The sequence below is a fragment of the Desulfovibrio sp. SGI.230 genome (genome assembly GCF_050313065.1).
Lineage (GTDB): Bacteria > Desulfobacterota > Desulfovibrionia > Desulfovibrionales > Desulfovibrionaceae > Desulfovibrio.
On sequence record NZ_JBNPKS010000001.1, the window covers coordinates 234,478 to 260,548 of the forward strand.

Annotated in this window: 25 protein-coding genes and 1 tRNA gene; 14 read left to right on the top strand and 12 right to left on the bottom strand. The window is 60.7% G+C overall.

The features are described 5' to 3' along the window. Nucleotides 1-46: 46 nt before the first annotated feature. From tsaD to ACQRAG_RS01130, 9 genes are all read right to left on the bottom strand, one after another. Nucleotides 47-1,108, bottom strand: coding sequence for a tRNA (adenosine(37)-N6)-threonylcarbamoyltransferase complex transferase subunit TsaD (gene tsaD / locus ACQRAG_RS01090; protein WP_304043969.1), 1,062 nt, complete (start codon nt 1,106-1,108; stop codon nt 47-49). An 18-nt stretch (nt 1,109-1,126) separates the two neighbouring features. Beyond that, the gene (gene fbp, locus ACQRAG_RS01095) at nt 1,127-2,131 is read right to left on the bottom strand and encodes a class 1 fructose-bisphosphatase (RefSeq protein ID WP_168935783.1); all 1,005 of its coding nucleotides are present in this window, start codon (nt 2,129-2,131) and stop codon (nt 1,127-1,129) included. A 76-nt stretch (nt 2,132-2,207) separates the two neighbouring features. Further along, on the bottom strand, nt 2,208-3,668 hold the full coding sequence (locus tag ACQRAG_RS01100) for a hypothetical protein (protein WP_303876579.1): 1,461 nt from the start codon (nt 3,666-3,668) through the stop codon (nt 2,208-2,210). 16 nt (nt 3,669-3,684) lie between these two features. Beyond that, complete coding sequence (locus ACQRAG_RS01105; RefSeq protein ID WP_300645674.1) at nt 3,685-4,581, bottom strand: tetratricopeptide repeat protein; 897 nt, start codon at nt 4,579-4,581, stop codon at nt 3,685-3,687. Beyond that, complete coding sequence (locus ACQRAG_RS01110; RefSeq protein ID WP_006005369.1) at nt 4,565-4,894, bottom strand: FtsB family cell division protein; 330 nt, start codon at nt 4,892-4,894, stop codon at nt 4,565-4,567. The genes ACQRAG_RS01105 and ACQRAG_RS01110 overlap by 17 nt, the downstream gene beginning before the upstream one ends. Before the next feature lies 1 nt (nt 4,895). Then, nucleotides 4,896-5,150, bottom strand: a complete 255-nt coding sequence (locus ACQRAG_RS01115) for a hypothetical protein (protein ID WP_006005367.1) — start codon at nt 5,148-5,150, stop codon at nt 4,896-4,898. Nucleotide 5,151: 1 nt separating this feature from the next. After that, the gene (gene pgsA / locus ACQRAG_RS01120; RefSeq protein ID WP_168935781.1) at nt 5,152-5,706 is read right to left on the bottom strand and encodes a CDP-diacylglycerol--glycerol-3-phosphate 3-phosphatidyltransferase; all 555 of its coding nucleotides are present in this window, start codon (nt 5,704-5,706) and stop codon (nt 5,152-5,154) included. Between the two features lie 119 nt (nt 5,707-5,825). Beyond that, nucleotides 5,826-6,734, bottom strand: a complete 909-nt coding sequence (locus tag ACQRAG_RS01125; protein WP_040369252.1) for an Mrp/NBP35 family ATP-binding protein — start codon at nt 6,732-6,734, stop codon at nt 5,826-5,828. 35 nt (nt 6,735-6,769) lie between these two features. After that, nucleotides 6,770-7,426, bottom strand: coding sequence for a protein-L-isoaspartate(D-aspartate) O-methyltransferase (locus ACQRAG_RS01130; protein WP_239465002.1), 657 nt, complete (start codon nt 7,424-7,426; stop codon nt 6,770-6,772). 137 nt (nt 7,427-7,563) lie between these two features. Between ACQRAG_RS01130 and ACQRAG_RS01135 the strand changes: the two genes are divergently transcribed. The 8 genes from ACQRAG_RS01135 to ACQRAG_RS01170 all read left to right on the top strand — a co-directional run bounded on the left by ACQRAG_RS01135 (nt 7,564) and on the right by ACQRAG_RS01170 (nt 15,781). Further along, nucleotides 7,564-8,880, top strand: a complete 1,317-nt coding sequence (locus ACQRAG_RS01135; protein ID WP_289616069.1) for a M23 family metallopeptidase — start codon at nt 7,564-7,566, stop codon at nt 8,878-8,880. A 146-nt stretch (nt 8,881-9,026) separates the two neighbouring features. Beyond that, nucleotides 9,027-9,443 carry a nucleoside-diphosphate kinase gene (gene ndk / locus ACQRAG_RS01140; protein WP_204625559.1) on the top strand — a complete coding sequence of 139 codons (417 nt, stop codon included), beginning with the start codon at nt 9,027-9,029 and terminating at the stop codon, nt 9,441-9,443. Between the two features lie 146 nt (nt 9,444-9,589). Continuing rightward, nucleotides 9,590-10,321 carry an SDR family NAD(P)-dependent oxidoreductase gene (locus tag ACQRAG_RS01145; RefSeq protein WP_427803742.1) on the top strand — a complete coding sequence of 244 codons (732 nt, stop codon included), beginning with the start codon at nt 9,590-9,592 and terminating at the stop codon, nt 10,319-10,321. Nucleotides 10,322-10,482: 161 nt separating this feature from the next. After that, nucleotides 10,483-11,625, top strand: coding sequence for a pyridoxal phosphate-dependent aminotransferase (locus ACQRAG_RS01150; protein WP_302261612.1), 1,143 nt, complete (start codon nt 10,483-10,485; stop codon nt 11,623-11,625). A gap of 247 nt (nt 11,626-11,872) precedes the next feature. Further along, nucleotides 11,873-12,877 (top strand): methionine ABC transporter ATP-binding protein, encoded by a 1,005-nt coding sequence (locus ACQRAG_RS01155; protein WP_168935776.1) that lies wholly within the window; start codon nt 11,873-11,875, stop codon nt 12,875-12,877. Further along, complete coding sequence (locus tag ACQRAG_RS01160) at nt 12,870-13,532, top strand: methionine ABC transporter permease (RefSeq protein WP_168935775.1); 663 nt, start codon at nt 12,870-12,872, stop codon at nt 13,530-13,532. Before ACQRAG_RS01155 ends, ACQRAG_RS01160 begins: the two co-directional genes overlap by 8 nt. A 38-nt stretch (nt 13,533-13,570) precedes the next feature. Further along, a complete protein-coding gene (locus tag ACQRAG_RS01165; RefSeq protein WP_168935774.1) occupies nt 13,571-14,368 on the top strand; it encodes a MetQ/NlpA family ABC transporter substrate-binding protein in 798 nt (265 codons plus the stop codon). 294 nt (nt 14,369-14,662) lie between these two features. Next, nucleotides 14,663-15,781: a hypothetical protein gene (locus ACQRAG_RS01170; protein ID WP_289616067.1), complete on the top strand. Its 1,119-nt coding sequence runs from the start codon at nt 14,663-14,665 to the stop codon at nt 15,779-15,781. 294 nt (nt 15,782-16,075) lie between these two features. On the opposite strand, the gene ACQRAG_RS01175 is transcribed toward ACQRAG_RS01170, so the two are convergent. Next, a tRNA-Leu gene (locus ACQRAG_RS01175) sits at nt 16,076-16,162 on the bottom strand. Between the two features lie 187 nt (nt 16,163-16,349). Here ACQRAG_RS01175 and ACQRAG_RS01180 point away from each other — a divergent pair. From ACQRAG_RS01180 to ACQRAG_RS01190, 3 genes are read left to right on the top strand one after another with little or no spacing between them, the layout of a single operon-like run. After that, complete coding sequence (locus tag ACQRAG_RS01180) at nt 16,350-16,916, top strand: hypothetical protein (protein WP_303877591.1); 567 nt, start codon at nt 16,350-16,352, stop codon at nt 16,914-16,916. Nucleotides 16,917-16,959: 43 nt separating this feature from the next. Continuing rightward, nucleotides 16,960-17,343 (top strand): DVU3141 family protein, encoded by a 384-nt coding sequence (locus ACQRAG_RS01185; RefSeq protein WP_168935771.1) that lies wholly within the window; start codon nt 16,960-16,962, stop codon nt 17,341-17,343. A gap of 15 nt (nt 17,344-17,358) precedes the next feature. Next, the gene (locus ACQRAG_RS01190) at nt 17,359-18,909 is read left to right on the top strand and encodes a polysaccharide biosynthesis/export family protein (RefSeq protein ID WP_204625553.1); all 1,551 of its coding nucleotides are present in this window, start codon (nt 17,359-17,361) and stop codon (nt 18,907-18,909) included. 215 nt (nt 18,910-19,124) lie between these two features. Here the strand turns inward: ACQRAG_RS01190 and ACQRAG_RS01195 are convergent, their stop codons facing one another. Continuing rightward, nucleotides 19,125-19,328 (bottom strand): dual CXXC motif small (seleno)protein, encoded by a 204-nt coding sequence (locus ACQRAG_RS01195; RefSeq protein ID WP_168935769.1) that lies wholly within the window; start codon nt 19,326-19,328, stop codon nt 19,125-19,127. A gap of 551 nt (nt 19,329-19,879) precedes the next feature. On the opposite strand from ACQRAG_RS01195, the gene ACQRAG_RS01200 reads away from it, so the two are divergent. After that, the gene (locus ACQRAG_RS01200) at nt 19,880-21,343 is read left to right on the top strand and encodes an SLC13 family permease (RefSeq protein ID WP_304038374.1); all 1,464 of its coding nucleotides are present in this window, start codon (nt 19,880-19,882) and stop codon (nt 21,341-21,343) included. Here the strand turns inward: ACQRAG_RS01200 and ACQRAG_RS01205 are convergent. After that, the gene (locus ACQRAG_RS01205; RefSeq protein WP_204674947.1) at nt 21,340-22,368 is read right to left on the bottom strand and encodes a LysR family transcriptional regulator; all 1,029 of its coding nucleotides are present in this window, start codon (nt 22,366-22,368) and stop codon (nt 21,340-21,342) included. The genes ACQRAG_RS01200 and ACQRAG_RS01205 overlap by 4 nt on opposite strands. A gap of 167 nt (nt 22,369-22,535) precedes the next feature. Here ACQRAG_RS01205 and ACQRAG_RS01210 point away from each other — a divergent pair, with 167 nt between their 5' ends. Both ACQRAG_RS01210 and ACQRAG_RS01215 read left to right on the top strand, forming a co-directional pair. Next, nucleotides 22,536-24,209: an FAD-binding protein gene (locus ACQRAG_RS01210; RefSeq protein ID WP_204674949.1), complete on the top strand. Its 1,674-nt coding sequence runs from the start codon at nt 22,536-22,538 to the stop codon at nt 24,207-24,209. Between the two features lie 42 nt (nt 24,210-24,251). After that, on the top strand, nt 24,252-25,952 hold the full coding sequence (locus ACQRAG_RS01215; protein WP_427803743.1) for an FAD-dependent oxidoreductase: 1,701 nt from the start codon (nt 24,252-24,254) through the stop codon (nt 25,950-25,952). The last annotated feature ends 119 nt before the right edge of the window (nt 25,953-26,071 follow it).

Below are 26,071 nucleotides of genomic sequence, written 5' to 3' on the forward strand. Positions count from 1 at the left end.
TCAACCGCCACTGTCAAGACGGTGACACAAAAACGGTGACAAATATCTAGAGTTCCCGAAAAAACATATCGTCCGGGATCGCCTTGCCCCGCGGGATGGTCTCCATGCGCAGATCATGCTGCCAGCCTTCCCTGGCGATGAGCCAGGAGGCATAGGCCACCATGGCGGCGTTGTCCGTGCACAGGGCACGGCCGGGCATGATGGTATGGCCGCCCCGTTTTTCCATCAGCTGTGCCATACGCTCACGCAGCAGACTGTTGGCGGCAACGCCTCCGGCCATGATCAGCAGATCCAGATCGGGGTTGGCGGCAAGCGCCCGCTCCACCTTGGTGACGATGGTCTCCACCACGGCCAGATTGAAAGAGGCGCAGCAATCCTTCAAAGCCTGGGGGGCATCTGCCGTATCCTGCAAGGGATGCGGCCAGGGCTGGTCAGGCAGCACCTGGTGCACATAGCTGGTCACGGCGGTCTTCAGACCGCTGAAGCTGAAATCCAGATTGTCGTTGTCCAGATACGGGCGCGGGAACAGACGGGCATCCGCCCTGCCCTGCCGGGCCAGGGCATCCATCAGTTTGCCGCCGGGATAGGCCAGCCCCAGGATCTTTCCGACCTTATCAAAGGCCTCACCTGCCGCGTCATCCAGCGTCTTGCCCAGGACGATGCAGCGGGAAGGCGATTCCATGCGATAGATATGCGTATGCCCGCCGGAGACCAGCAATCCCAGCGCGGGGAAGCGCAGTTCGTTCTCCAGCCCTGCGGCCAGCAGATGCGCATGCAGGTGATTGACCCCCAAAAAGCGGGCCCCGCACCCCAGCGCCAGCGCCTTGGCAAAGGCAACGCCTACCAGCAGGCTGCCCAGCAGGCCGGGCCCCCGGGATACAGCCACCACATCCAGATCGGACGGACGCAGGTCAAGGCGCTGCATGAGCTGGTCGAACAGCGTCCCCAGATAGCGGTAATGCTCGCGGGAAGCCAGTTCAGGGACGACGCCCCCGAACAGGGCATGGATATCCGCCTGGCTGGCCAGGACGGCATCCAGCAGGACACCGTCCCGGACCACCGCCAGCGCGGTCTCATCACAGGAACTTTCAATGCCGAGGCACAGCAAGGTCTTCTCCCACTCGGACTAGTCCGGATACTTGGCGTAGATGGCCTCCACAGCCTCCACGTCACGGGCCGAACCGATGTACAGGGGCGTACGGGCGTGCAGGGTCTCGGGGCGACGCTCAAGGATACGGCGACGACCGTCGCTGGCCTTGCCGCCGGCCTGCTCGGCCAGGAACGCCAGCGGGGCGGCTTCGCACATCATGCGCAGTTTGCCGTTGGGCTTGTTCTTGTCCGGCGGATACAGATAGATGCCGCCGTACAGCAGCGTGCGGTGGAAGTCGGCCACCAGCGAGCCCACATAACGGGCGGAATAATCCTTGCCTTCCGGGCTCTTGCAGGTATGGAACCATTCGACGGCCTCACGCGCGGGCTCGTCCCAGTTGTTCCGGTTGCCTTCATTGACGGAATAGATGTGCCCCTGCTCCGGGATGCGCATATCAGGATGGGAAAGCAGGAATTCCCCGACGCCGGGGTCCAGTGTGAAGCCATGCACCCCCTGACCGGTACTGAACACCAGCATGGTGGACGGGCCGTACAGGATATAGCCCGCGGCCACCTGCTGGATGCCGGGCTGCAGGACTTCTTCCAGGGAGACTTCACCGGTGCTGCCCGCAGGACGGCGCAGGATGGAGAAGATGGTGCCCACATTGATGTTGACGTCGATATTGGACGAACCATCGAGAGGGTCGAAGATCAGGATATAATCGCCGCGGGGAAATTCCGGTCCCACGCGCACCAGCTCCGGCTCTTCCTCGGAGCCCATGGCGCACAGGGCGCCGCAGCGTTCCATGCGGTAGAGCAGGATGCGATTGGCGATGCTGTCCATCTTCTGCACGTTCTCGCCCTGGACGTTCACCTCGCCCGTGCCGCCGAGGATATCCAGCAGACCGGCCTTGTTGATCCGGCGGGAGATGGTCTTCCCCGACAGGATCAGGTCATACAAAAGACCGGTGAACTGGCCGGTAGCCTGGGGAGAGCGCTTTTGATGCAGCAGAAGATGTTCGGTAACGGTAATGTCGGCCATGAAAAGCCTCCTTACACTGGATATGAAAGCGTGTGCGCCGCCGAAGCGGCGCACACTGCGTGATTGCTGTCAAAGACTACCTGGGACCGAAGGGACTGGGGCGCCCGCCCGGCAGCAGGGCCGGACGTCTGGGCTCTGAAGGCTCTTCGGCTGCCGGCGCTTCCGCAGGCTCGGCAGCGGGTTCTGCAGCAGGCGCTGCCGTCTCTGCCGGGGCAGCAGCAGGCGTTTCGGAAGCTGCGGGCTTGGCGGCAGCCGGAGCCTCGGGGGCAGCCGTTTCTGCTGCGGGAGCCGTATCGGCAGCGGACTCAGCCGGAGCTGCCGGGGCAGCGGTATCCGCTCCGCCCTGCTCGGCTGCCGGCTTGGCAGCGCCACGAGGACCAAAGGGACTGGGCATGCGCACCTGCGGCGCGGGTGCGGTCTCTTCAGGCAGTTCGGGCACCGTGAGCGCCTCATCGGGGATGACGAGCCGTCTGCGCGGACGCGGCTTCACGTTCTCGCCGGCCAGCGGCCGTTCACGCACGCGGGAAGGAGCCGGAGCGCTTTCCTGCGGCGGCTGGACGATGCTGGCGCCCGGAGCTACATCCTGCGGCGGCATGCCGCCGGCATCGCCGTAACCGTCAACGGCATCTTCGGAAGCACCGAAGGCGGGCGTCGTCTTGCTGCTGTCCTTCTTGCGTTCGGGCATGGGCGGCGGAGGAAGCTTTTCCTTTTCCTTGGGGAAGAAGGGCAGGCCCTGATCCACGCTGCCGTTCCCCTGCGGGAAGGTGCCGGATTCCGCCACGGCAAAGACCAGCGGCAGGTTGCCCAGATAGCGCACCATGTAATAGAAGCTCCCCGTCGCGTTGGTGCAGGTGCCGGAAGAGCTCTTGGTGACGGCTTCTTCCCAGTTCACCGAAGCGAGCGGGGTCGCCGCATAGTCATACTTGCCGGGCCAGAGCAGCGCCTGAGGGCTGAGGATGACCATGTCCTGGGGATTGCCGGAATACTGCACCAGGTTGCGCATGTCGAAATAGGCCACGACGATGCCGAGGAAATCCACGCCATCGTACAGGGGGGCAGCCAGCATGACTTCCGGCCCCATGGGGGTCTGCTGCACACCGGCACGCAGAGCACGGCTGCCCTGCTTCTTGTCTTCATACAGCAGCGGGATGAAATCCAGCTGTTTCAGAGGATTGGCAGGCTCCTGCCCCAGCAGGGTCCCGTCATATTTGACGCCGGCAAAGCCGTCCAGCCAGGGATGGGCGGCAAAAAGGCTGTCCATCCACTGCCGCGTCGGCGGTTTGTCCGCATTGATCATGGTCCGCTCAAAGCGGCCCAGCTCCACATCCAGCCCCATCATGCAATTGGTGAGCGCCAGTGCACGCGGGGAAAGATCTCCTTTTTCACCATAATCCACAGATGCAGGAGGGCTGACATAGGTATACCAGACATCCTTTGTACCCTTCCAGACATTCTTGGTGGGCTGGTAGGAACTGCAGCCCGCCACCATGGCGGCGGAGGCAAGCAGTACACAACAACGCCTAAACAAATGGGACACCACGCACTCCTGCTTCTTAACTCTGGGCCCTGGCTTCCACGCGTTCGGCCAGGGCTTCCAGCATACTGATGAGTTTGTCCTTGCCTGCGGCCATGTCCGGCGAAGGCGGAACGAGATCTTCCACAGCAGCGCCCTCAAGCTGAGTGCGCAGCATGGCGATACGCTGCTGCAGGACTTCCTGTTCGGAAGAGCCGGCGGCGGCAGCAGCCAGCTCGGTATAAATATCCAAAGCGCCCTGAAGATCCCCCTGCTCGGCCAGGACTTCCGCCATGGACCGGGTACGCAGGGAAAGGGGCCTGTCCGGGGTCGGTTGCGGCAGCGGATGCTCCCGCCTGCCCTGTGCCGCAGCAAAGGAAGCAGCGTCGTCTCCCTCCGCCATCCCGGCACCGGCAGGCTTGGCCGCCGGAGAGGAAAAAGCATCATGCGCCTGCGCGTCCATGTCCTCGGGCCCCATGACGGCCAGGTCGGCCAGGGCCTTGCCGCGCGGCAGGTCGCTGCTCTGGGCCTCCTGCATGAAGGAACGCAGGCCCCGTTCAAAAACTTCGTTGAGATTCAGCGGGCGGCTCGCGAAGCTGGCAGCCAGAAAGCGCAGGGCCGTCGCCACATCCCCGCAGCCGCTGCCGAGCATGCTGGCCGCCCAGGCCTGCCAGAAGCCGGGATAGGAAGCAAAAAGCTGCCCCAGTTCCGTCACCTCCGCCACGCAGGCTTCGGGCTGCCCGTGATGATAGAGCTGCTCGATATAAAAAAGCCGTGCTTCAAGAAATTCGGGATGACGCTCCAGCCCCCGGCGCAGGGTCTCAAGCGCCGCTTCAGGCTGTCCGTCCTCCACCAGCAGGCGAGCCAGAGGGAAAAACAGCTTGGAGCTGGGTTCCAGCTCCAGCACTTCCCTGTACCATTCAATTTTGTCCATCATGCGTGGCAGCCCCGCTCTCCCGGTTTTCGGAGGAATCACCAAAAAGGTACAGCACTTCGTTCTCGTGGACGTAGTGCAGCCGCTGGCGTATCATTTTTTCGACATAGCGTTCATCCGTCTGGAGCAGACGGATGTCCCGGCTCAATGAGCGGTTCTCTGCATCGATGCTGGCGATCTCGGCCTCGATGGCCGCATGCTTCTGTTTGAGTTCACGATAGGCGATGAGCCCTTCAGATCCCCAGATCATGTGACAGAAAATGATGAGGTTGATCCCCCATACAGCTACCAGAACTATGACCCGCCAAGCTACCATCTTATTGCAAGACCCGTCGTTGTTTCTGCCAGGTACGCCGGGAGAGCCCCAGCTCTTCCAGAAAAGTCGCTGTGGCGGATTCCAGACGCTCTACGTCATCCTCTCCAAGGCGCATCTGCTCGACGCTATCCAAAAAGCGCCGTAATGCCATGAATTCTTCAACAAAATAGCGATCGGAGAGATCAGCTCCGATCTGTGGCTCCAGCTCGAGGATGGTCTGGATGCAGTTTTTCAGCCGTAACTGCAGGGTACTCATCTTATTCGGCAGCGTTTTTTGCGGCGATCTTGCGGTAGAAACCGTAACAGTAGTTCACACAGGACACTACGGACATGATGAGCGCCAGATAGAGGATGATTTCCCCGATGGGCCACAGACGCACGCCCCAGTAAGGATAGTGCAGCAGCATGGGGATGATGGCCGCGATCTGCAGGACGGTCTTGAGCTTCCCATACCTGTCGGCGGCGAGGACGATCCCTTCATCGATGGCGATGGCGCGCAGCCCCGTGACCACCAGCTCACGGCAGACGATCAGGATGACGACCCACGCTTCAGCCCAGCCGAGGGTGCAGAACATGATGAGCACGGAACAAATGAGGACCTTGTCCGCCAGGGGATCAAGGAACTTGCCCATGCTGGTGACCATGTTGTTGCGCCGGGCCACGTAACCGTCGGCCCAGTCCGTGATGGAAGCGGCAATGAATGCCAGCGCGGCCAGCACACAGGTCACCGGGCCCTGGAAATACAGCAGCACGATGACGAGCGGAACCAGCAGCATGCGCAACAGCGTCAGTTTATTCGCAAGATTGAACATATTCTCACCGACCGGGAAACAGGACTACATGGAAACGGGTATCACAAACGCGTCCCCGAGAAAAGGGAAAAACGCGCAGGTATCTTGAGGGGGTGGACGAGCCACCCCCCAAAGAGCGCCTAGCTCTTGCTGACCAGCTTCGCGGCGCCGCTGTCGGCAGCCTGGGCGATGGCGTCAGCCAGATGCAGGAACGCCTGCTTGGCAGGGCAATCCTGTTCAAGATAGACCACGGGCACGCCCCGGTCGGCGGCCACCACGGTGGCCGGATCCAGCGGGATGGCACCCAGGAAGGGGATGCCGTAATGCTTGGCAAGCTCTTCACCGCCGCCCTTCTTGAACAGGTCGATCTCCTGGTGGCAGTGGGGGCAGACAAGGCCGCTCATGTTTTCCACCACGCCCAGGACCTTGCCTTCGGCGACCTGCAGGAAGTTGACGGCCTTGCGCACGTCGGCCAGGGAGATCTCCTGCGGGGTGGTCACCGTGACGCTCTGGGCGTCGGTGATGGTCTTGAGGATGGTCATGTGTTCGTCACCGGTTCCTGGAGGGGAGTCGATGAGCAGGAAATCCAGCGGGCCCCAGGCCACGTCGGAGAGGAACTGGCGGATGGCAGCCGTCTTTTTGGGGCCGCGCCACAGGATGGCCTGGTCACGATCCTGCAGGAAGGAATCCATGGAAATGACTGCCAGGTTCTCATTGTACATGGCAGGGATGAGTTCGTTTTTCTCATTCATTTCGATGGTAGCCTTCAGACCCAGCAGGTTGGGCACGCTGGGGCCGTGCATGTCCACGTCCAGGATGCCGACCTTGAAGCCGCGATGGGCCAGGGCCGCGGCGGTATTGACGGTGACGGAGCTTTTACCCACGCCACCCTTGCCGCTCATGACAAAGATCTTGTGCCGGATGTGGGCCAGGCGGTCGGCAATGATCTGGTCTTGCCGGGCCATGGCCGATTCCATGCAACCGGCGCCGCCGGGGTTGCCCTTGGAAGAGCAGCCCGACGCAGAGGAACAGGAAGAACAGGAAGACATGATATCTCCTTTACAGGGTATGACAACAGGCGGGCTTACCAACCATGGTCGCCCACCAGATCCACGAAGACGGCAGGGCCCAGGTCCTCGCTGCAAAGCCGTCCCTGACGGCGCATGATGCGCATCAGGCGTTGCGTGCGGGGCCGTGCCCCCACCGGGATCAGCATGATGCCGTCCACGGCAAGCTGCTCCAGCAGGGGGCGGGGGATCTGGGGACCTCCGGCAGTGACGATGATGCGGTCGAACGGGGCGGCGGCAGGCATGCCCAGCGTTCCATCGCTTCGTTGCATGTGAATAGCGCGAAGATCGAGCTGCTGCAAGAGGGCCCGGGCCGATTGGTACAGCTCTTTGAGGCGCTCCACGGTATAGACCGTGCAGCCCATGGCGGCCAGCACCGCCGCCTGGTAACCGGAACCGGTGCCGACCTCCAGCACGCGCATGCCGGGCGAGGTCTCCAGCATCTGGGACATGAGGGCCACCGTGGACGGCTGGGAGATGGTCTGTCCGTAGCCGATGGGCAGCGGACAATCCTCATAGGCCCGCGAACGCAGTCCCTCGGGCACGAAAAGATGCCGGGGGACCCGCGACATGGCATCAAGGACGCGTCCGTCCGTTATGCCCCTGGCGGCCAGCTCCCGAACCATGCGCAGACGCAGGCGTCTGGGATCTATCGCGGTACCTCTTGCCATCATGCTCGTTTTGTCCTTTGCGTATGGCGAAGAAAGAACAAATTTTCCCCCCCAAGTCAAATGCCGTCAAAGCGGGGGCTATTCCTTGAAAACTCCCCTGAAACGTGCAACACTCCCGCTTGTATGAGAAAGGAGTCTCCATGCGCAAAAAAAATTTCTTTTCCACTATCCTGAGCCTGCTCATCCTGATCGCGCTGATTGCCTGTGGGTACATCTTTTTCAAGGATATGGACGGTCCGTCCATCGCCATCGTGCCCGATACCGGACGGGTCTCTCCCCACACGCCCCTGCAGATAACGCTGGCGGACCCTTCGAACATCCGCTCCATCTCCGTGGGAGTGCGCCGCAACAATGTGGTCACCCCCATTTTCCAGCGGCATTTCGAAGAATACCTGCCCCAGCGTACTGTCGAGGTCTCGCTGAAGAATGCCGGCCTGCGTGAAGGGGCCTTCGAGCTGGAGATCAAGGCGACGGACGCCTCCCTGGCCGGCTTTGGTCAGGGCAATACCCGCACGGAAGTGCTGGCCATGCGTCTGGATACCCAGCCGCCGCGCATCTCCGTGAAGACCCTGCCGCCCAGCGTGCGCCGCGGCGGTGCCGCCGCCATCCGCTATACCATCGACGAAGAAGTCACCCAGAGCGGTGTGCTGGTGGCGGGGTATTTCGTCCCCGGCTTCCTGCAGAAGGACGGCAGCTACATCTGCTTCTTCCCCTTCCCCTACACCATGACCGCCGTGGAATATAAAAACGCCGTGGAGCTGACCGCCACGGACATGGCCGGCAACGTGACCCGCAGCCGTCTGGGCCTGCTGGCCTACGAACGCAACTTCAAAAGCGATACCATCAGCATCTCGGACAACTTCCTGGCCAGCGTCAACAGCAAGCTGGGCTATCTGGCCCCCAACGCCGCCAATCAGCTGGAAGGATACCTTTATATCAACAACCAGGTCCGCGCGGCCAACGTCGAGACCCTGCGTGCCCTACGCAAGGACACCGCAGCGGCCATGCTCTGGGACGGGATGTTCCAGCGCCTGCCCCGCTCCGCGGCCCGTGCCGGTTTTGGTGATCACCGCTACTTCACCTACCAGGGCAAGCAGGTGGGCGAATCCTACCATCTGGGTTTTGACCTGGCCTCGGTCCGCAATGCCGAAGTCCCCGCAGCCAATAACGGCCGCGTGGTCTTCACCGGTGAGCTCGGCATTTACGGCAACCTCGTCGTCATCGACCACGGCCTGGGACTCATGTCCCTCTACTCCCATCTGAGCGAGATCCACGTCAAGGTGGGCGATGTGGTCCAGAAAGGCGCCATCATCGCCAAGACGGGGAGCACCGGTCTGGCCTTCGGCGATCACCTGCACTTCGGCATACTGGTCGGTGGCGTGGAAGTCACCCCGCTGGAGTGGCTGGATCCCAAGTGGATCAAGGACAACATCACCGGACGCCTGAACGCCCAGTAAGGCTCGCAAAGCCATCCCGCAAGGGATGGCTTTTTTTATGCCTGCATGGATTCGACCTGTCTGGGCACACCAGAAACCTCTTGTCTTATGAAATATTTTATGCAATAAAAATTGCCGCTTTTTTTCATTTATCCACAGGAGATTCCATGGAACGTACTTTTTGCATCATCAAACCCGATGCCGTTGCCCGTAACCTGCAGGGTGAGATCCTTGCCATGATCCAGGGCGCCGGTCTGCGCGTGGTGGCCATGAAGCAGATCCGCATGACCCGCCAGCAGGCCGAAGGCTTTTATGCCGTGCACAAGGAACGGCCTTTCTTTGCCAGCCTGACGGAATACATGAGCTCCGGCCCTGTGGTTTGCGCCATCCTTGAAGGCGACAAGGCCATCTCCCGCTATCGGGAACTGATGGGCGCCACCAATCCTGCCAATGCCGCAGAAGGCACCATCCGCAAAAAGTACGCCGAAAGCATCGAAGCCAACTCCGTGCACGGCTCTGACGCGCCGGAAACTGCCGCTTACGAAATGGCCTACTTCTTCAATGCCCTGGAGATCACCGGCTAGGCATCTTCATTTGCCGCCCGGCCCCCGGTCCTCGGCGGATCGGGGGCTTTTTTGTTTTTCTCCCCTGCCCCCGGCCTTGCGGGCCGCCGGTGCCTCGGCTATTGAAAACAGGCGCATCTTGGCTGCAAAATTTTTTTGGAGGGACTATGCCCGTTGCCATCATCACCGGCGGTGCCGCCGGTATAGGACGTCACCTGTGCGCAGGATTTGCCCGCGAGGGGTATGTGGTCGCCGCTCTGGACATCCAGCCCATGAGCAGCCCCCACCCGGACATCCACTGTTTTCCCTGTGACCTGCGCGATGAAGCCGCCATCACCTCTGTTTTTCATACCATCGCCCAGACGCTCGGCACTCCCCGCGTCCTCATCAACAACGGGGGCGTCAGCCGTTTCCGGAAGCCCTTCCCCCTCCTGGAAGCCAGGGAATTCGATGACGTCCTGGGGACCAACCTGCGCGGCGCGTTCCTCTGCTGCCGGGAATTCGTCCGTCTTTGCCGGGGAACGGGCTATGGACGCATCATCAACATCGCCTCCACCCGTTACCAGCAGAACGAATGCGGCTGGGAAGCCTACGGCGCCTCCAAGGGCGGGCTTGTCTCCCTGACCGCCAGCCTGTGCGTGTCGCTGCACGGTACGGGCATCACCGTCAATGCGGTCAGCCCGGGATGGATACAGGTGGACGACTACGACAGCCTGAGCCCCTGCGACCACAGCCAGCATCCGTCGGGACGTGTGGGAAAACCGGAAGACGTCTGCAATGCCTGCCTGTTCCTGGCCGGGGAGGAGAACGGCTTCATCAACGGCGTCAATCTGCCGGTGGACGGCGGCATGACCAGGCGCATGATCTATCCCGAGACCGATCCCCTTTGGACGGAATAGGCGGAAGGGCCTCTTTCTTTTTGACGCCCCTCCTGATATGAGGCCCGGATGACATACGAAAGGGCACGCCGTCTGCCCTGCGGCGCCACCGCGGCACGAGTATCGGCCGCGCAAGGCGCGGAACCAGCCTGCCCGACGGCAGGAAGAACAAAGGATATACGATGATAGCCGAGAGAGTACGCGGCATCACGCCGTTTCTGGCCATGGAAGTGCTGGAACGCGCCCAGAAGCTCGAACGGGAGGGTGCTTCCATCATCCACCTGGAACTGGGCGAACCCGATTTCGATACGCCCGAGTGCATCCGTCAGGCTGCCTTCAAGGCCCTGGACGAAGGGCAGACCCACTACACCCACTCCCTGGGCGATGTGGAGCTGCGCGAACATCTGTGCGCCTATTACAAACGGCGCTATGGTGTCGGCCTGCATCCCGACCAGGTGCTGATCTTCCCCGGTTCTTCCCCGGCCATGATGGTCCTTTTCTCCGCCCTGCTCGATCCGGGCGACGAAGTCATCCTCTCCAATCCCGGCTATGCCTGCTACCCCAACTTCGTGCGCTATGCGGGCGGGGTGCCCGTCTGGACGCTGACCCATGAGGAAGAAGGCTTCCAGTTCCGTCCCGAAGACGTGGCCAAACAGATCTCGCCGCGTACCCGGGCCGTGCTCATCAACTCCCCCTGCAACCCCACGGGCATCGTGCTGGAGCCGGAGCGCATGCGCGCCCTGGCCGAACTGGGCCCCATGATCGTTTCCGACGAGATCTATCACGGCCTGACCTACGGGGATGCGGAAGAGCACTCCATCCTGGAGTACACGGACAATGCCGTGGTCATAGGCGGCTTTTCCAAGGCCTATGCCATGACCGGCTGGCGCCTGGGCTACCTCATCGTGCCCCGTGATCTCGTGCGCCCCATGCAGGCCCTGATGCAGAACTTCTTCCTGTCCACCAATTCTGCGGTGCAAAAAGCCGGTATCGCGGCCCTGACCTGTGCCGATGAAGACGTGGCCCGCATGCATGCCACCTACGACGAACGCCGCCGCTTCCTGCTGGGCGAGCTGAAGCGCCTGGGCTTCAACATCCCCGTGGAACCCATGGGAGCGTTCTACATGCTGATCAATGCCCGCCATCTGGGCAGCAGCTCCATGGAACTGGCCTTCGACCTGCTGGAAAAAGCCCATATCGGCATCACCCCCGGTATCGACTTCGGCAGCCAGACCGAAGGGTTCCTGCGCCTTTCCTACGCCAATTCCATCGACAACCTGGCCGAAGCCATGCGTCGGCTGGAAGCCTACATCCGCCAGCGCTAGCACTTTGGAGGAAGCAGGGGAAGGAATGTCCTTTCCCCTGCTTCCTTCCTGCACGTCCCGCTCCTTCCTCCCATGTCGTCACCGTGCCGGTCCTGACAGGATACGGCTTTTTTTCTGCGCCCCGCCCTTCCCCGACTATGGCCCGAAGCCTTGCGCAGCACATTTTTCGGCATCTTTTTTCTTTGCGAGCGGGGGAAGATATGCTAACCTCGAATACCCCCGACAGGGGAATCAAAGGGGAGGCACTATGGCCGAAGCGCCGATCATCGATATCGTCAATCTGGAAAAACGTTACCGCAGCAAAAATACGGATGTTTTTGCCCTGCAGGGCATCAATCTTGCCATCAACAAAGGAGACATCTTCGGTGTCATCGGCAAGAGCGGTGCCGGCAAGAGCACGCTCGTCCGCTGCATCAACATGCTGGAACGTCCCACGGGCGGTTCCATCTTTTTTGAAGGCAAGGACATGTGCCGTCTGTCGGAGAGCGAGCTGCGCGCTGCCCGGCGTTCCATGGGCATGATCTTCCAGCAGTTCAACCTGCTCATGCAGCGCACGGCGCGCCAGAACGTCTGCTTTCCTCTGGAACTTATCGGCATGGACAAGGTCCAGGCCCGCAAGCGTGCTGAAGAACTGCTGGATCTGGTGGGCCTTGCCAACCGCATGGATTCCTATCCTTCGCAGCTCTCCGGCGGCCAGAAGCAGCGCGTGGCCATCGCCCGTGCCCTGGCCACCAATCCGCAGGTGCTGCTCTGCGACGAAGCCACGTCCGCCCTTGACCCGGCCACCACGGACTCCATCCTGTCCCTCATCAAGGACATCAACAGGGATCTCGGCATCACGGCGGTCATCATCACCCACGAGATGAGCGTCATCGAAAAGATCTGCAGCCATGTGGCCATCATCCACCGCGGCAAGATCGTGGAGCACGGCGAAGTGGAAGAGGTCTTCTTCCATCCGCGCACCGAGGCAGCACGCCGTCTGGTCATGCCCGAGGCCCTGCAGAACCTGCCCCAGGAGAACCTCTACCGCCTGATCTTCAACGGCCGTTCCTCCTTCGAGCCCGTCATCGCCAATATGGTGCTGGAATGCCACTGCCCCGTGAACATCATGTATGCCGATACCCGCGACATCGGCGGTATCGCCTTTGGCCAGATGGTGTTGCAGCTGCCCGAATGCCCGGAATCGCGCCGGAGCATCCTGGAATTCGCCAAATCCAGGAACATCCTGCTGGAGGAGATGAAGCATGTTTGATCAGGCCACTGTGGAAATGCTCATGGAAGGGGTGGTGGATACCCTGTACATGACCATCGTCTCCACGTTTTTTTCCTATGTCTTCGGCATCGTGATGGCCGTCGTCCTGGTCATCTGCCGCAAAGACGGCATCCGTCCCAATCCCGTGGTCTACAGCGTGCTGGATGTGGTGGTGAACCTGACCCGTTCCTTCCCCTTCCTGATCCTGATGATCGCCGTCATCCCCTTCACCCGCTACATCGTGGGGACCACCATCGGCAACAACGCCACGGTAGTACCTCTGGTCATCGCCGCGGCGCCCTTCGTGGCCCGTCTCATCGAGTCCTCCCTGCTGGAAGTGGATAACGGTGTGGTGGAAGCCGCCCAGAGCATGGGGGCCTCCACCTGGCAGATCATCACCAAGGTGCTGCTGCCCGAGGCCATGCCCTCGCTCATCAACGGCAGTGCCGTGGCGGCCATCACCATCCTGGGCTACTCCGCCATGTCCGGCGCCGTCGGCGGCGGCGGTCTGGGCAAGCTGGCCATCATGTACGGGTACAACCGCTACCAGACCGACATCATGATCGCCACGGTGATCCTGCTCATCATCATCGTGCAGATCTTCCAGAGCTTCGGCAACTGGGCCACCCGACGCAGCGACAAACGCGGGTCTTGATCCGCTTTTTCTATCACCCTTTCCCCGAGGTTTTTCCCATGAAAAAACTTCTGCTGACGCTGGCCGCCATGCTGGCCGCCGGTACTCTGGTTTGCCATGCCCAGGCCGCCACCACCGTGAAGGTGGGCGCCTCTCCCACGCCGCACGCCGAGATCCTGAATGCCGCCAAAGACATGCTCAAGGCTGAAGGCATCAATCTGGAGATCATCGAATATTCCGACTATGTGCAGCCCAACGTGGCTCTGGACAGCAAGGATCTGGACGCCAACTACTTCCAGCACAAGCCCTATCTGGACGACTTCAATGCCCAGAAAGGCACCAAGCTGTCCTCCATGGGCGGCGTGCACTATGAGCCCTTCGGCATCTACGCCGGCAAGTGCAAGAGCCTGAAGGACCTCAAGAAGGGTGCCATCGTGGCCGTGCCCAATGATGCCACCAACGAAGGCCGCGCCCTCCTGCTCATGCAGGACCAGGGCCTCATCACCCTCAAGGACGGTGTGGGCCTGACCGCCACCGTGCGCGACATCAAGGACAACCCCAAGAAGCTCCGCATCGAAGAGATCGAAGCCGCCCAGCTGGTGCGCGCCCTGCCTGACGTGGACATCGCCATCATCAACGGCAACTACGCCATCCTCGGCGGCCTGAAGGTGGCCGATGCCCTGGCCGTGGAAGCTGCCGACTCCGCCGCTGCCACCACCTACGCCAACATCCTGGCCATCCGCACCGGCGATGAAAAGCGTCCCGAACTGCAGGCCCTGTACAAGGCCCTGTGCAGCGACAAGATCAAGGAATTCATGAAGACCAAGTACGAAGGCGCCGTGCTGGCCACCCACTAGGCCAGGACCGCAACGTCATCTGTAAAGGCCCCCTCCCTGGGGGCCTTTTTCATGGCTCCACGTTTCCGTACTGCTGCCCGGGGATATTGCGGACAGGCAAGACGTACCTGCCGCCCCCATCAGACCAACAGCCAGATCTCATCCGCGGATGCTCTTCCTGGCCGGTCTTCAGCATATACAGACAGTTCCCGGGCTCCGGCACCTCCGGCCGAAGCGCGCCCCCTTCCTCTTGAAGCCATCCCCTCTGCCTGCTACCCTTTCCTCTCTACCTTCACTTTTTCCAAAGGAGAGCGCATGCGCCCGGCCCTGCTCCTGCTGCTGGCTATCCTGCTCCATGTCCAGCCTGTCTCTGCCGCCCGGTCTTTCGTCGACATCTGGGACGATGCCGTCCCGTTGTTGCACGAAGGGGTGGATATCATCGCCTCGGGAGAGGACCCCTCCGAACGCAGCTGGGCCGAGGTCCTGACGTTCCGCGATCCCAAATTCCAGCGCATCGTCTCCGAATGCTTCGCCATCCTCGCGGATTCCCAGGCTCTGGACCTCATCGCCAGCCGGGATGCCGCCCGGGACGAGATAGCCGCAAAGCGCCAGAAGATAGCGGCCCTGCAGCAGGAGCTCGTTTCCGCCCCCTCTTCACACTGGAACCCGCTCAAGGCCACGCGCAGCAGCCTGCAGGAAGATATCGCCGGACTGCGCAAGGAGATAGCAGATCTGGAACACGGTCTGGAGGCGGACAAGGAACGCATCTTTGCCGAGATCTCCGCACGCGGCCTGCCTGTCAGCCGTGAACAGCTGGAGACCATGCTGAGCGCGGCCGACGGCAAGGATACCGCCAGCATCATGGCCGTGGCCGAGAACATCAGCGCCATCCAGCGCAGCATAGAAAGCCAGCTGGCGGCCCCGGACGCTTCTGTGGAGCTGCTCCAGACCTATACGGGCATCTACATGATGTGCAACAAGGTCTATGTCTACGCCCTGCAACAGGCCCTGCAGCAGATCGACAGCCGCTACCTCGACCGTCTGGGAAAGATAAGGAAGGAGGCTGCCCAGCTGCAGGAACATGCCCGCAGCCTGCTTTCCGGGGCCGAGGAGACGGACCGGAAGATCCTGGAAGTGAACATCGCCGCCAACCAGAGGACACTGGATGCCGTGGACCTCTACAACCAGTATCTGTCACGCCAGAAAAAACATTTGCAGCAGTTGCTGCAGCGGGCGGAAAAATCCTTCAAGGTGGCCGTCAATACCTATCGGACCGTCAAGACCAGCAGCGATCTGCTGGGGATGATGCACACATCGGAAGCGGATTTCTCCCGCATCTTCGCCTTCCAGCCGCCAGACCTCTCCCTGCTGTATGATGCCCGGCTGCGGCAGGAGTTCGACGACATCACAAGCAGACTGCGGGCAGCGGAATAAGGCCGGACGCTCCAGAAACGGCAAAAGCTCTCCTCATTCGAGGAGAGCTTTTTTATGACAGAGCCTGTCACCGTTCGTCTGCTTCACGTACCGGCAGGGCACATCATGCCGCCTGCCCCGCTCATCGCAGCATGGTGAGGCTGGCAAGGAGCCGCACAAAAGTCTGCGCTGGCCTCCGCGCCCGGATCACCGCCGCCCGGATGGCAGGGCCTTCTATTCTGCGCCTGCGGCACGCAGCAGGTCAAAGCCTGCAACAAAAAAAGGCTGGTATCACTACCAGCCTTTGCTTTCACTTGGTGCCGAAGGGGAGAGTCGAACTCCCACTCCGTTGCCAGAACTAGACCCTGAACCTAGCGTGTCTACCAATTCCACCACTTCGGCACAACAAAAGTGTATTTACGCCATCAGCGCCCATCTGGCAAGCATTTTTTGCCTCCCTTTTCCGTTTTGCGGAAACTGATTTTTTTCTTTTTTATTATCAGCATGATATAGCGATATTTGACAGATGTTCCGCATCGGGATAATCGACATTTTTGTCCGGCACAGCTGAAACTGCCGGAGGATCTCCATGCAAAAAAGCTCTTGGCATTACTGGCAGCAATGGCGTCAGCGTTTTCCCCTGCAACGGGATGTACACTTCGATCAGGGGATCCTGAGCAATGATTACTGCCGGGACTGTCGTTACTGTTGCGGCCCTCAGGACTGCGCCACCCCTTTTCCCATGAAGCTGCTGCCTTCGCAGCAGCATGACCATCTGGAGAGGGACTTTTTTCTGCTTGCCCCTGATACGGCCTGCCTGGACGACAGGGGGTGCAAATCCTGCGGCCCGGAAGGCTGTCTTCTGCCACGGCAACGCCGTCCTGTGGCCTGCAGTCTGTTCCCGCTGGTCCTGCTCGATACGGGCCTTTATCTGTACAAGATCTGCCCGGCGGTCTTTTTCCTGCCGCTGGACCGCTGGCTCGTCATGGCCCGGGAGGCCGTAAACTGGCTTGTAACGCTCGCTCCGGAGGACCTGAAGCAGCTCGCCATCCATATCCCGGAAGCTATCGTGCGGGAACGCTTCATCGATCTGGAGCTTCCCCTGCCCTTTTCACCCCGGATGCCGGATCCCGCGTCTCAGCCTGTCCAGGGCTGACCAGCAACGGTCCGATTCCGGCCTTTCCTTTCCAGGAGAACTCATGAAACGTCTCTCTACCCTTCTCATGCTGACGACCTGTCTGGCCCTCAATGGCTGCGGCCTGCTGGGAGACTCCCCTGAAACGCCCGAATACAAGCCCAGCCCTGTGGAAAATTTTATGGCCAATGCCGTGCCCGGTGACATCACCACCCTTTCCGATCCCGCCTTCGGGACGGACGTGCGCGTGAGCATGGAGGACAGCTTCTTCTCCGCGGCTGGTGAGGAATGCAAGCGCGCCACTGTCCGCAACAATTTCAATGAAGCCGAGATCATCGTTGCCTGCCGCAATGCCCAGGGCCAGTGGCGGCTGGCGCCCCGCGTCTGGGGCCAGGGCATGCGTCCCGCTGTCATGCCGGCTTCCCAGACGGAAGAGGCCAAGGACTAAGCCCGGGGCCGTACCATGAAAAAGTCTGTTTTTCTTTTGCTGCTGTGCCTGCTGCTCCTGCCGCAGGGCAGCTATGCCGCTGACGCTCCGGCACCCTACGGAGCCAATCTTTTCCAGGGCAATTTCGGTCAGGGAGGAGCCGCCGGCGCCATCGCACCGGGTGACAGGGTCGTCCTGCGCCTGTGGGGCGGGAGCCTCAATGTGGATACCATCCTCGAAGTCAGCCCTGCCGGCCAGCTGGACATCCCCGAAGTCGGCCAGCTCAACGTGACCGGTCTGGCCCAGGACAAATTGCAGGATGCCCTGCGCAGCAAGCTGGCGGCCTCCGGCCATGCCGACAGCCAGATCTATCTGGCCCCCATGGATGCGCAGCCCATCACCCTGTTCGTCACCGGCAATGTCCCCAAGCCCGGCCGCTACAGCGGTTCTGCGGCCGATCCCCTGCTGAGCTATCTGGACAAGGCGGGCGGGATCGACGCCGGACGGGGCAGCTACAGGAACATCCAGGTCCGCCGCAACAATCAGGTCGTGACGACGGTGGACCTGTATCCCTTCATCCGTGAAGGCAGCATGCCGCCCATCCGTTTCCAGAATGGCGACATCATCGTTGTCCCCGACAAGGGGCCCACGGTCACTGTCACGGGCAAGGTACGCACCAGCGCCCGCTTTGAGCTGCCGGAAGGCAAGACCTCCGGGGCCAGCCTGCTGAAGCTGGTGGATCCGGACAGCAGTGCCTCGCATATCGCCATCAAGGGGGTCCGCAACGGCAAGCCCTACAATACCTATCTGCCCCTTGGCGAACTGGCCAGCCTGCAGCTGGCGGACGGTGACAGCATCGAGCTGCTGGCGGATGCCGCAGGCAATACCATAACGGTCACGGTGCAGGGAGCCGTACGCGGTGCCAGCCGCTTTCCCGTGCGCCGCGGAGCACGCCTGGATGAAGTGCGCAACTTTATCGCTGTCGAACAGGGACGTGCTGATCTGAACGGCATGTACATCAAGCGCAAGAGCGTGGCCGAACGCCAGAAGAAAGCCATCGCCGACAGCCTGCGCCGCCTGGAAGAATCCGCCCTTACCGCTTCGTCGGCCAGCACGGAAGAGTCCCAGATCCGCGCCAAGGAAGCGGAGATGATCGCCAAATTCGTGGAGCGGGCCAAAGCCGTGGAACCGGAAGGTGTCGTCGTCCTGAGCGACGGCCAGAAGATCGGCGACATCACGCTGGAAGATGGGGATGTCATCGTCATCCCGGCCAAGAGCGATGTGGTCCTCGTCAGTGGTGAAGTCATGATGCCCCAGGCCATGCTCTGGAGCAAAAACAATGATCTGGACGATTACATCAAGGGAGCCGGCGGCTATAACAGCCGCGCGGACCAGGATACCGTGCTTGTCATGCATCCCAACGGCTCGGTGAGCCATGATGGCGACAATATCCGGCCCGGGGACCAGATCCTTGTGATGCCGCGGGTGGCCTCCAAGAACATGCAGGCCGTCAAGGACATCTCGCAGGTCATGATGCAGGTGGCCGTGTCTGCCCGTGCTATCCTGGGCCTGCCCACCCTCTATTAAGCCTTCTCTCCTCTGCCGACACAAAAACAGCCCGCATGGTTCGCTCCATGTGGGCTGTTTTCGTAACCAGGAAAAGCAGCGGATAGTCTTGCCGGGCAGCCGTCGTTATCCTGCCAGGAGCATCCCCATACCGGCGCACAGCAAGATGACGGCATGCATGGCGCCGGACAGCGCCAGCACAAGCAGGAGAGCTGCTCTCTGATGCCGGTTCACGCCTAGATACGGTCGAAGTACAGGCCTTCGAGGAAGCGTTCCATGGCTTCATCTGCCTGACTGATGAACTGTTCCAGCGGGAAACGCTTGCCACAAAAAGGACAGCGCATGAAGGCCTCGTGGCAGGTACGCGCGATCTCCAGCTTGTGATCGCATTCAGGACAGGACAATGTCGTCTGGGCCTGCCGGGCTGCAAAATAAGACATGTTTCCTCCCTTGTGTGCTGAGGAACGCACACGATGCCGCCCCTTATGCCGGGACTGACAGCGGCTGTCAATTGTTCTTTTTTACACAGCCGCTTACCCGCTTTTCTGTGAAGATCAAAGCACAGGCGGTGCGGCTGGCCATGATTTACATGCTTAAAATATATTTAATAAATTCAATATGCTAAAAACAAACACCAGATCCGGGGATTGTCTTTTACCATCAGCCTGTGTCCGGAATGGTATCCAATTTTCCGGAATAGCGGGGGATTTGTTTTATAAAATATATAATATATTGAAATAATTAAATTTTATTATCAAAGTGTGGTTTTATTGTTTAAAATTATCAAACAAAAATATTTTTTTATTGAATTGACAAAACAGACCGCCTGACATGATAACTTTTTCACATAATGGCCGCGGGCAACGGCCATACAGGGAGAAAACAGCAGGGCGCATGGAATGCGGACAGACATGTCCCCTTCTGTATTGGATGACCGAAGGAACAGCCGCCTTTGGGCGGTATGTAGCGATCTCTCAAGAAGGAACTCATCATGGCTGGAAAAGAATCCACCCCCAAGCGCTTCTCGGCGCCTGCCTATTACCTGCACACTGTCGTCTGTCTGCTCATCATGTTCGGCTTTGGCCAGCTACCGCCCGTGGAACCGCTGACGCCCCTGGGGATGAATCTTATCGGTATCTTCCTGGGCGTGCTCTACGGCTGGGTCTGTATCGAGATCGTCTGGCCCAGCCTGGCCGGTCTGCTGGCCCTGATGCTCATCGGCGGCATGAAGCCCATGATGCTGCTCAACAAGAGCTTCGGTGACCCCGTGGTCCAGATGATGTTCTTCATCTTCGTCTTCTGCGCCACCATCAGCCATTATGGCCTGTCCAAGTTCATTTCCCTGTGGTTCATCACCCGCAAGTTCGTTGCCGGGCGGCCCTGGGTATTCACCTACACCTTTCTGGGCTCCATCTTCATCCTCGGCGGTCTGACCAGTGCCTCTCCGGCCGCCATCATCGGCTGGAGCATCCTGTACGGCGTGTGCGAAGTCTGCGGCTTCAAGAAAGGCGACGGTTACCCCACCATGATGGTGTTCGGTATCGTGTTCGCCGCCCAGGTGGGCATGTCCCTCATCCCCTTCAAGCAGGCCGCCCTGACCGTGTTCAGCGCCTATGAGACCATGTCCGGTGTGGGCATCGACTATGCCAAGTACATGCTCATCGCCCTGCTCATCTGCGCCGTGTGCTCGCTGCTCTTCATCGTCATGGGCAAGTACATCTTCCGTCCCGACATGAGCAAGCTCGTCCATCTGGATGTGAGCAAGCTGGACAAGGACGGCAGCCTGGTCCTTTCCCGCGTGCAGAAGGTCATCCTGGCCTTCCTGTTCCTGCTGGTCATCCTGCTGCTGGCCCCCAACTTCATGCCCAAGGACTTCTTCCTGACCCGCTTCCTCAAGGGTATCGGCAATACCGGTATCGTCATCCTGCTGGTGACGGTCATGGCGGCCATCAAGGTGGAAGGCAAGGCCCTGCTGAACTTCAAGGTCATGGTGGACTCCGGCGTCACCTGGGGCATCGTGCTGCTGCTGGCCTTCGTGCAGCCCCTGTCCGGTGCCATGGCCAAGCCTGAAAGCGGCATCACTCCCTTCCTGATGATGGCGCTTGATCCCATCATCTCCGGCGGCACCCCGCTGACCTTTGCCCTGTTCCTGGGTCTGGCCGCCACCCTGCTGACCCAGGTCATGAACAACGGCGCCGTGGGTGTGTCCCTGATGCCCATTATCTACAGCTACTGCCAGGCGGCCAACGTCAGCCCCGAACTTCCGCTGATCATGGTGGTCATGGGCGTGCATCTTGCCTTCCTCACGCCTGCCGCCAGCGCCAGTGCGGCCCTGCTGCACGGCAACGAGTGGTCGGATTCCAAGGCCATCTGGAAGACGGCTCCTGCCGTCATTCTCATGTCCTATCTGGTCACCGCGGCCATCACGATCATCGTGGGCAAGGCTATCTTCTAATCCCCCTTGCGGAGCGAAGCCTTCCTACGCGGGCGGGCGGCCTTGGGCTGCCCGCCTTTTTGCGTCTGTCCGGCAAGAAAGGTGGGGCCAAAGGGCTGGGCGGCAAGCTCGATGAAATGTCGCCGCAGGGTATCCATCAGGGCCTGCGCCTGGGGGCTGATATGCTTGTGCCTGCGGACAAGTATGCCGTACAGCACGTTGGGCAGCAGGTGGTCCAGAGGACAGCTGACGATGGAGCTCCAGTCCGAACCGAACATGGTCGCCCGGTAGCACAGCTCGTCCATGATGGCCACCCCGACGTCGCAGCGGACGAACTGCATGATGAGGTGGTAGTTGTTGACGCTGATGACGGTGTTCTTCTGCAGGCGGCGTGCCGCATACTGCAGGGTCGGCGTCGGCTGTTCGCTCTCTTCCAGTGATGTCTGGAAAACGACAAAGGGCAGACGCTCCAGGTCCGCTTCGGTAGGGATGGGGGGGATGTCCCAGATGCTGTCCTTGCGCATGACGAGCAGGGGACGGGCCTTCATCAGGATCTCCATGGTATCCAGCTTGGGCAGGGCCGTCATGCCCGTCAGGCCGAAGTCGAGGCGGGATTCCTTGACCGCCTGGACGATCTCGGAAGAAAGGGCGCGCTGGATGCGGATGTTGACCTGGGGATTCTCCGCACGGAACGCGGCGATGGCGTCCACGGCCATGATGGCCACCGGCAGGGTCGCCCCCAGGAAGATGTCGCCCTGCAGATGGCCGTCCGTAGTCCCTACGGCAGAGCGCATGCTCTGCAGCGTCTCGAAGGTCGTGATGGTCCAGCCCAGCAATTTTTTGCCTTCAGGGGTGATCTGAAGGCTTTTTTTGTATCTGTCGAACAAAACAGTGTTGAGCTCGGTCTCCAGCGAACGTAGCTGATAGCTGATCGTTGAGGGATTTCTGTTCATCAGTTCTGCGGCCCTACGCACGCTCCCCGTTTTAGCGACATAATAAAACCCGCGTAACCATTGAAGAAAATCACCATTCAACTCAGGAATCATCACGCCCTCCAATGTTTGATTTTTTAAAACAATATGTTATTTTTATTTATTTGACAATACAGCTGTTTCGCATGATTTTTTATTCACAACCGCGGGGCAAGTTTCCAGGAATGATCGACCTGTCCGGCGATGACTGTCCGCTAAAAAATCACAATCAGGATATTGCTATGAAGATGACCAAACACCCCCTCGGCACGTTAGTGGAAACCGACGTGCTCGTGATCGGCTCCGGTGCTTCGGGCTGTGGTGCGGCGCTCGGCGCGCATGACCAGGGCCTCGACGTAGTGCTGATGGACAAGGGCAAGCTGGAAAGCTCCGGCTGTATCGGCGGCGGCAATGACCATTATATGGCCGTCCTGGATGAGCCCGGTGAAGCCCACGACACCGTGGAAGACCTCATCAAGTTCTACGCCAAGCCCCTCAACGGCTGGTCGCCTGCCATGCTGCAGAACGGCTGGTACGCCCACATGAAATATTTTCTGGATGTGCTGGGCAAGGCGGGCGTGCAGTTCAGCAAGAAGGCTGACGGCACCTACCTGCGCACCCAGGGTTTTGGTCAGCCGGGCCGCTGGTGGGTCCATATCGCCAACGGCATGACCATCAAACGCGCCATGGCCCGCATCGTGCGTGATGCCGGCATCAATACGCTCGACAACGTCATGGCGGTCAAGATCCTCACCGACAACGGCAAGGCTTGCGGTGCGCTGGGTTGGAATGTCCGCACCGGCGAATTCGTGCTGGTTCGCGCCAAGACCGTTGTTTCGGCCCAGGGTCGTTCGGCCACGCGCGGCACGGATAACTCCACCCACAATCCCTTCAACGTCTGGATGTACCCCTATAATACCAGCGCCGGTGTGGTGCTGGGCTATGATGTGGGCGCCGCCGTGACCGAACTGGACACTTATCAGCGTGCCACCATGCTGCCCAAGGGCTACGGCTGCCCCGGCATGAACGGCATCAACAGCTCCGGTGCGCACGAGATCAACGCCCTTGGCGAACGCTTCATGGGCAAGTACGACCCCATGATGGAAAACGGCGTGCGCAACAACCAGATCCAGGGCACCTTCCAGGAACAGATGGAGGGTTCCGGCCCGCCATTCTACATGGACATGCGCCATGTGGACAAGGATGTCGTGCATGAACTGCAGTATGTGCTCATGCCCGGCGACAAGGCCACCTTCGGTGACTGGGCCGACTGCACCGGCACCGACTTCCAGCACAAGCTGCTGGAAGTGGAGATCGGCGAGCTGATCTTCGGCGGCACCATCGCCGTCAACGACACCTTCGAGACCACTGTGCCCAACCTCTTCTGCGGCAGTATCTTCCTGTACTGCTCCGGCGCCATGTGCGGTGGCTACGAAGCCGGTCGCCAGGCCGGTATGCGCGCCGCCGGTATCACCGAAGCCGGCAAGATCAACGAAGACCTGGCCGCCAGCGTCAAGAAGGACGTGTTCGCCCCCATGCAGGTGCCCGCCGACGAAGGCGTCAGCTACAAGGAGATCGAACAGGCTACCCGGAACGTCATGAACTACTACATGGGCTTCCGCCGCTCCATGGCCGGCATGGCCCGCGCCCTGGAAAAGATCCGCTTCCTGTCCGGCCAGGCCGACCGCCTGCATGCCGACACCCTGCGCGACCTCATGCGCTGCCACGAGTCCCGCGACATCCTGACGGTCTGTGAACTGGCCATCCAGGCCACCATGGAACGCAAGGAGACCGGCCGCTGTGTCTACAAGCTGCGGGATTACCCCGAGCTGAACCCCGACATGGCCAAGCCGCTGCTGCTGGTCCGCGGCGAAGACGGCCCCCGTTTCCAGTGGGGCAAGGCGCCGCTGCTGTAATGCCCGCGGCATCCTCATGCACTTTCCAAGGAGTTTGTAATCATGCCCCCGAGATATAGCCGTGAAATAACGCGCCCCGTCGTGCTGGGCGCCCAGCTGAAAGAGCAGTTCCGCACCTCGCCCTGCGAAACTTCCTGCCCCATCGGCAATTCCATCCAGAAGATGAACTCGCTCATCGAAAAAGGCCAGTTCACCGAAGCCCTGCGCTACCTGCGTGCCAAGAACCCCTTCCCGGGCATCACCGGCCGCGTCTGCCCCCACTTCTGCATGGATGCCTGCAACCGTAAGGAAATGGACGGCTGCCTGAACATCCGCGCCCTGGAACGCGCTGCCGAGACCTTTGCCGAACGCGGCAATGTCTTCTTCAAGCGTCGTCCCGCCACCGGCAAGAAAGCTGCCGTCATCGGCGGCGGCCCTGCCGGCCTGACGGCCGCCTACTTCCTGGCCCTGCTGGGCCACGAGGTCACCATCTACGAAGCCGAGCCCCTGCTGGGCGGCGTGCCGCGCTACGGCGTGCCGAACTTCCGTCTGCCCCGTGATGTGGTGGACCGCGAAGTGGGCCTGGTGCTGGAAGCCGGCGTGCGTGCCCGCGTCAACACCCGCGTGGGTGTGGACATCACCATGGAAGAGATCTCCGCCCGCTACGATGCCATCATCGTGGCCACCGGTGTGCCCGCTGAAAACAGCCTGCCCATCCCCGGCGCCGAAAAGGCCGTCAAGGCCGTGGAATTCCTGCGTGCCGCCGCTCTGGGCCAGAACACCGGCAAGATCGGCAAGAACGTCGTCATCATGGGCGGCGGCGGCGTGGCCTTCGACTGCGCCTTCACTGCCCGCCGTCTCGGCGCCGAGAACGTCCATGTGATCTGCCTGGAAAAGGCCGGTGAGATGCGCGCCCCTGCCGAAGACCTGGAACTGGCCGCCAAGGAAGGCGTGCATGTGCACAATTCCTGCACCATGTCCGCCATCCGCACCGAAGGCGACAAGGTCACCGGCGTGGACTACTTCGAAGTCAAGGACTGCCACTTCGACGAAAAGGGCAAGCTGACCCTGGAAGCCGTGCCCGGTGGCGAGCATGTCCTGGAATGCGACACCGTGATCTTTGCCGTGGGCATGAAGACCGACCTGGCTTTCCTTGGTGAAAACGCCGGTGGTCTGGAACTGACCCCCCGCAACTGGATCAAGGTGGACGAAAGCCAGCGCACCTCCAAGGCCAGTGTGTTCGCCGCCGGTGACGTGTCCGCCGGTCCCGCCTCCATCGCCCGCGCCGTGGGCGACGGCCGCCGCGCCGCCTTTGCCGTGCACCAGATGCTGACCGGTACCAGCAGCCGCGTCTACGCCCTGAACGAAGAGAATATGATCGAAGACTGCGACGCCATGGGCAGCGACACCGCTCCCTACGTGGTGCAGTACGCCGACATCTACGGCATCGCCCAGTATGAGAGCGTTCCTTCCGAAAAGGAAGCCGAAAATGCCTGTACCAAGGCCTTTGCCGAACTCAACCTGGGTCTGACCATCGAACAGGCCCAAAAGGAAGCCGCCCGCTGCTTCCACTGCGGCCACTGCAAGGCCTGCGGTACCTGCGTCGAGGACTGCCCCGGCTATGTGCTGGAGATGCGCCCCTACCAGGATGCGGAACGGCCCGAAATGGTGCATGGCGAAGAGTGCTGGCACTGCGCCAACTGCCGCACCAGCTGCCCCTGCAGCGCCATCGGCTTCACATTCCCCCTGTTTATGCAAGTATAAAATATATTTCTACGTTGAGAAAATTTTTCTCAACGTAGAAATATATTTATATGACATTACCTACTCTTAATTGGAATAGCTTAATTCCTTACTACAGGAAATTTTGTTCATAGTGATAG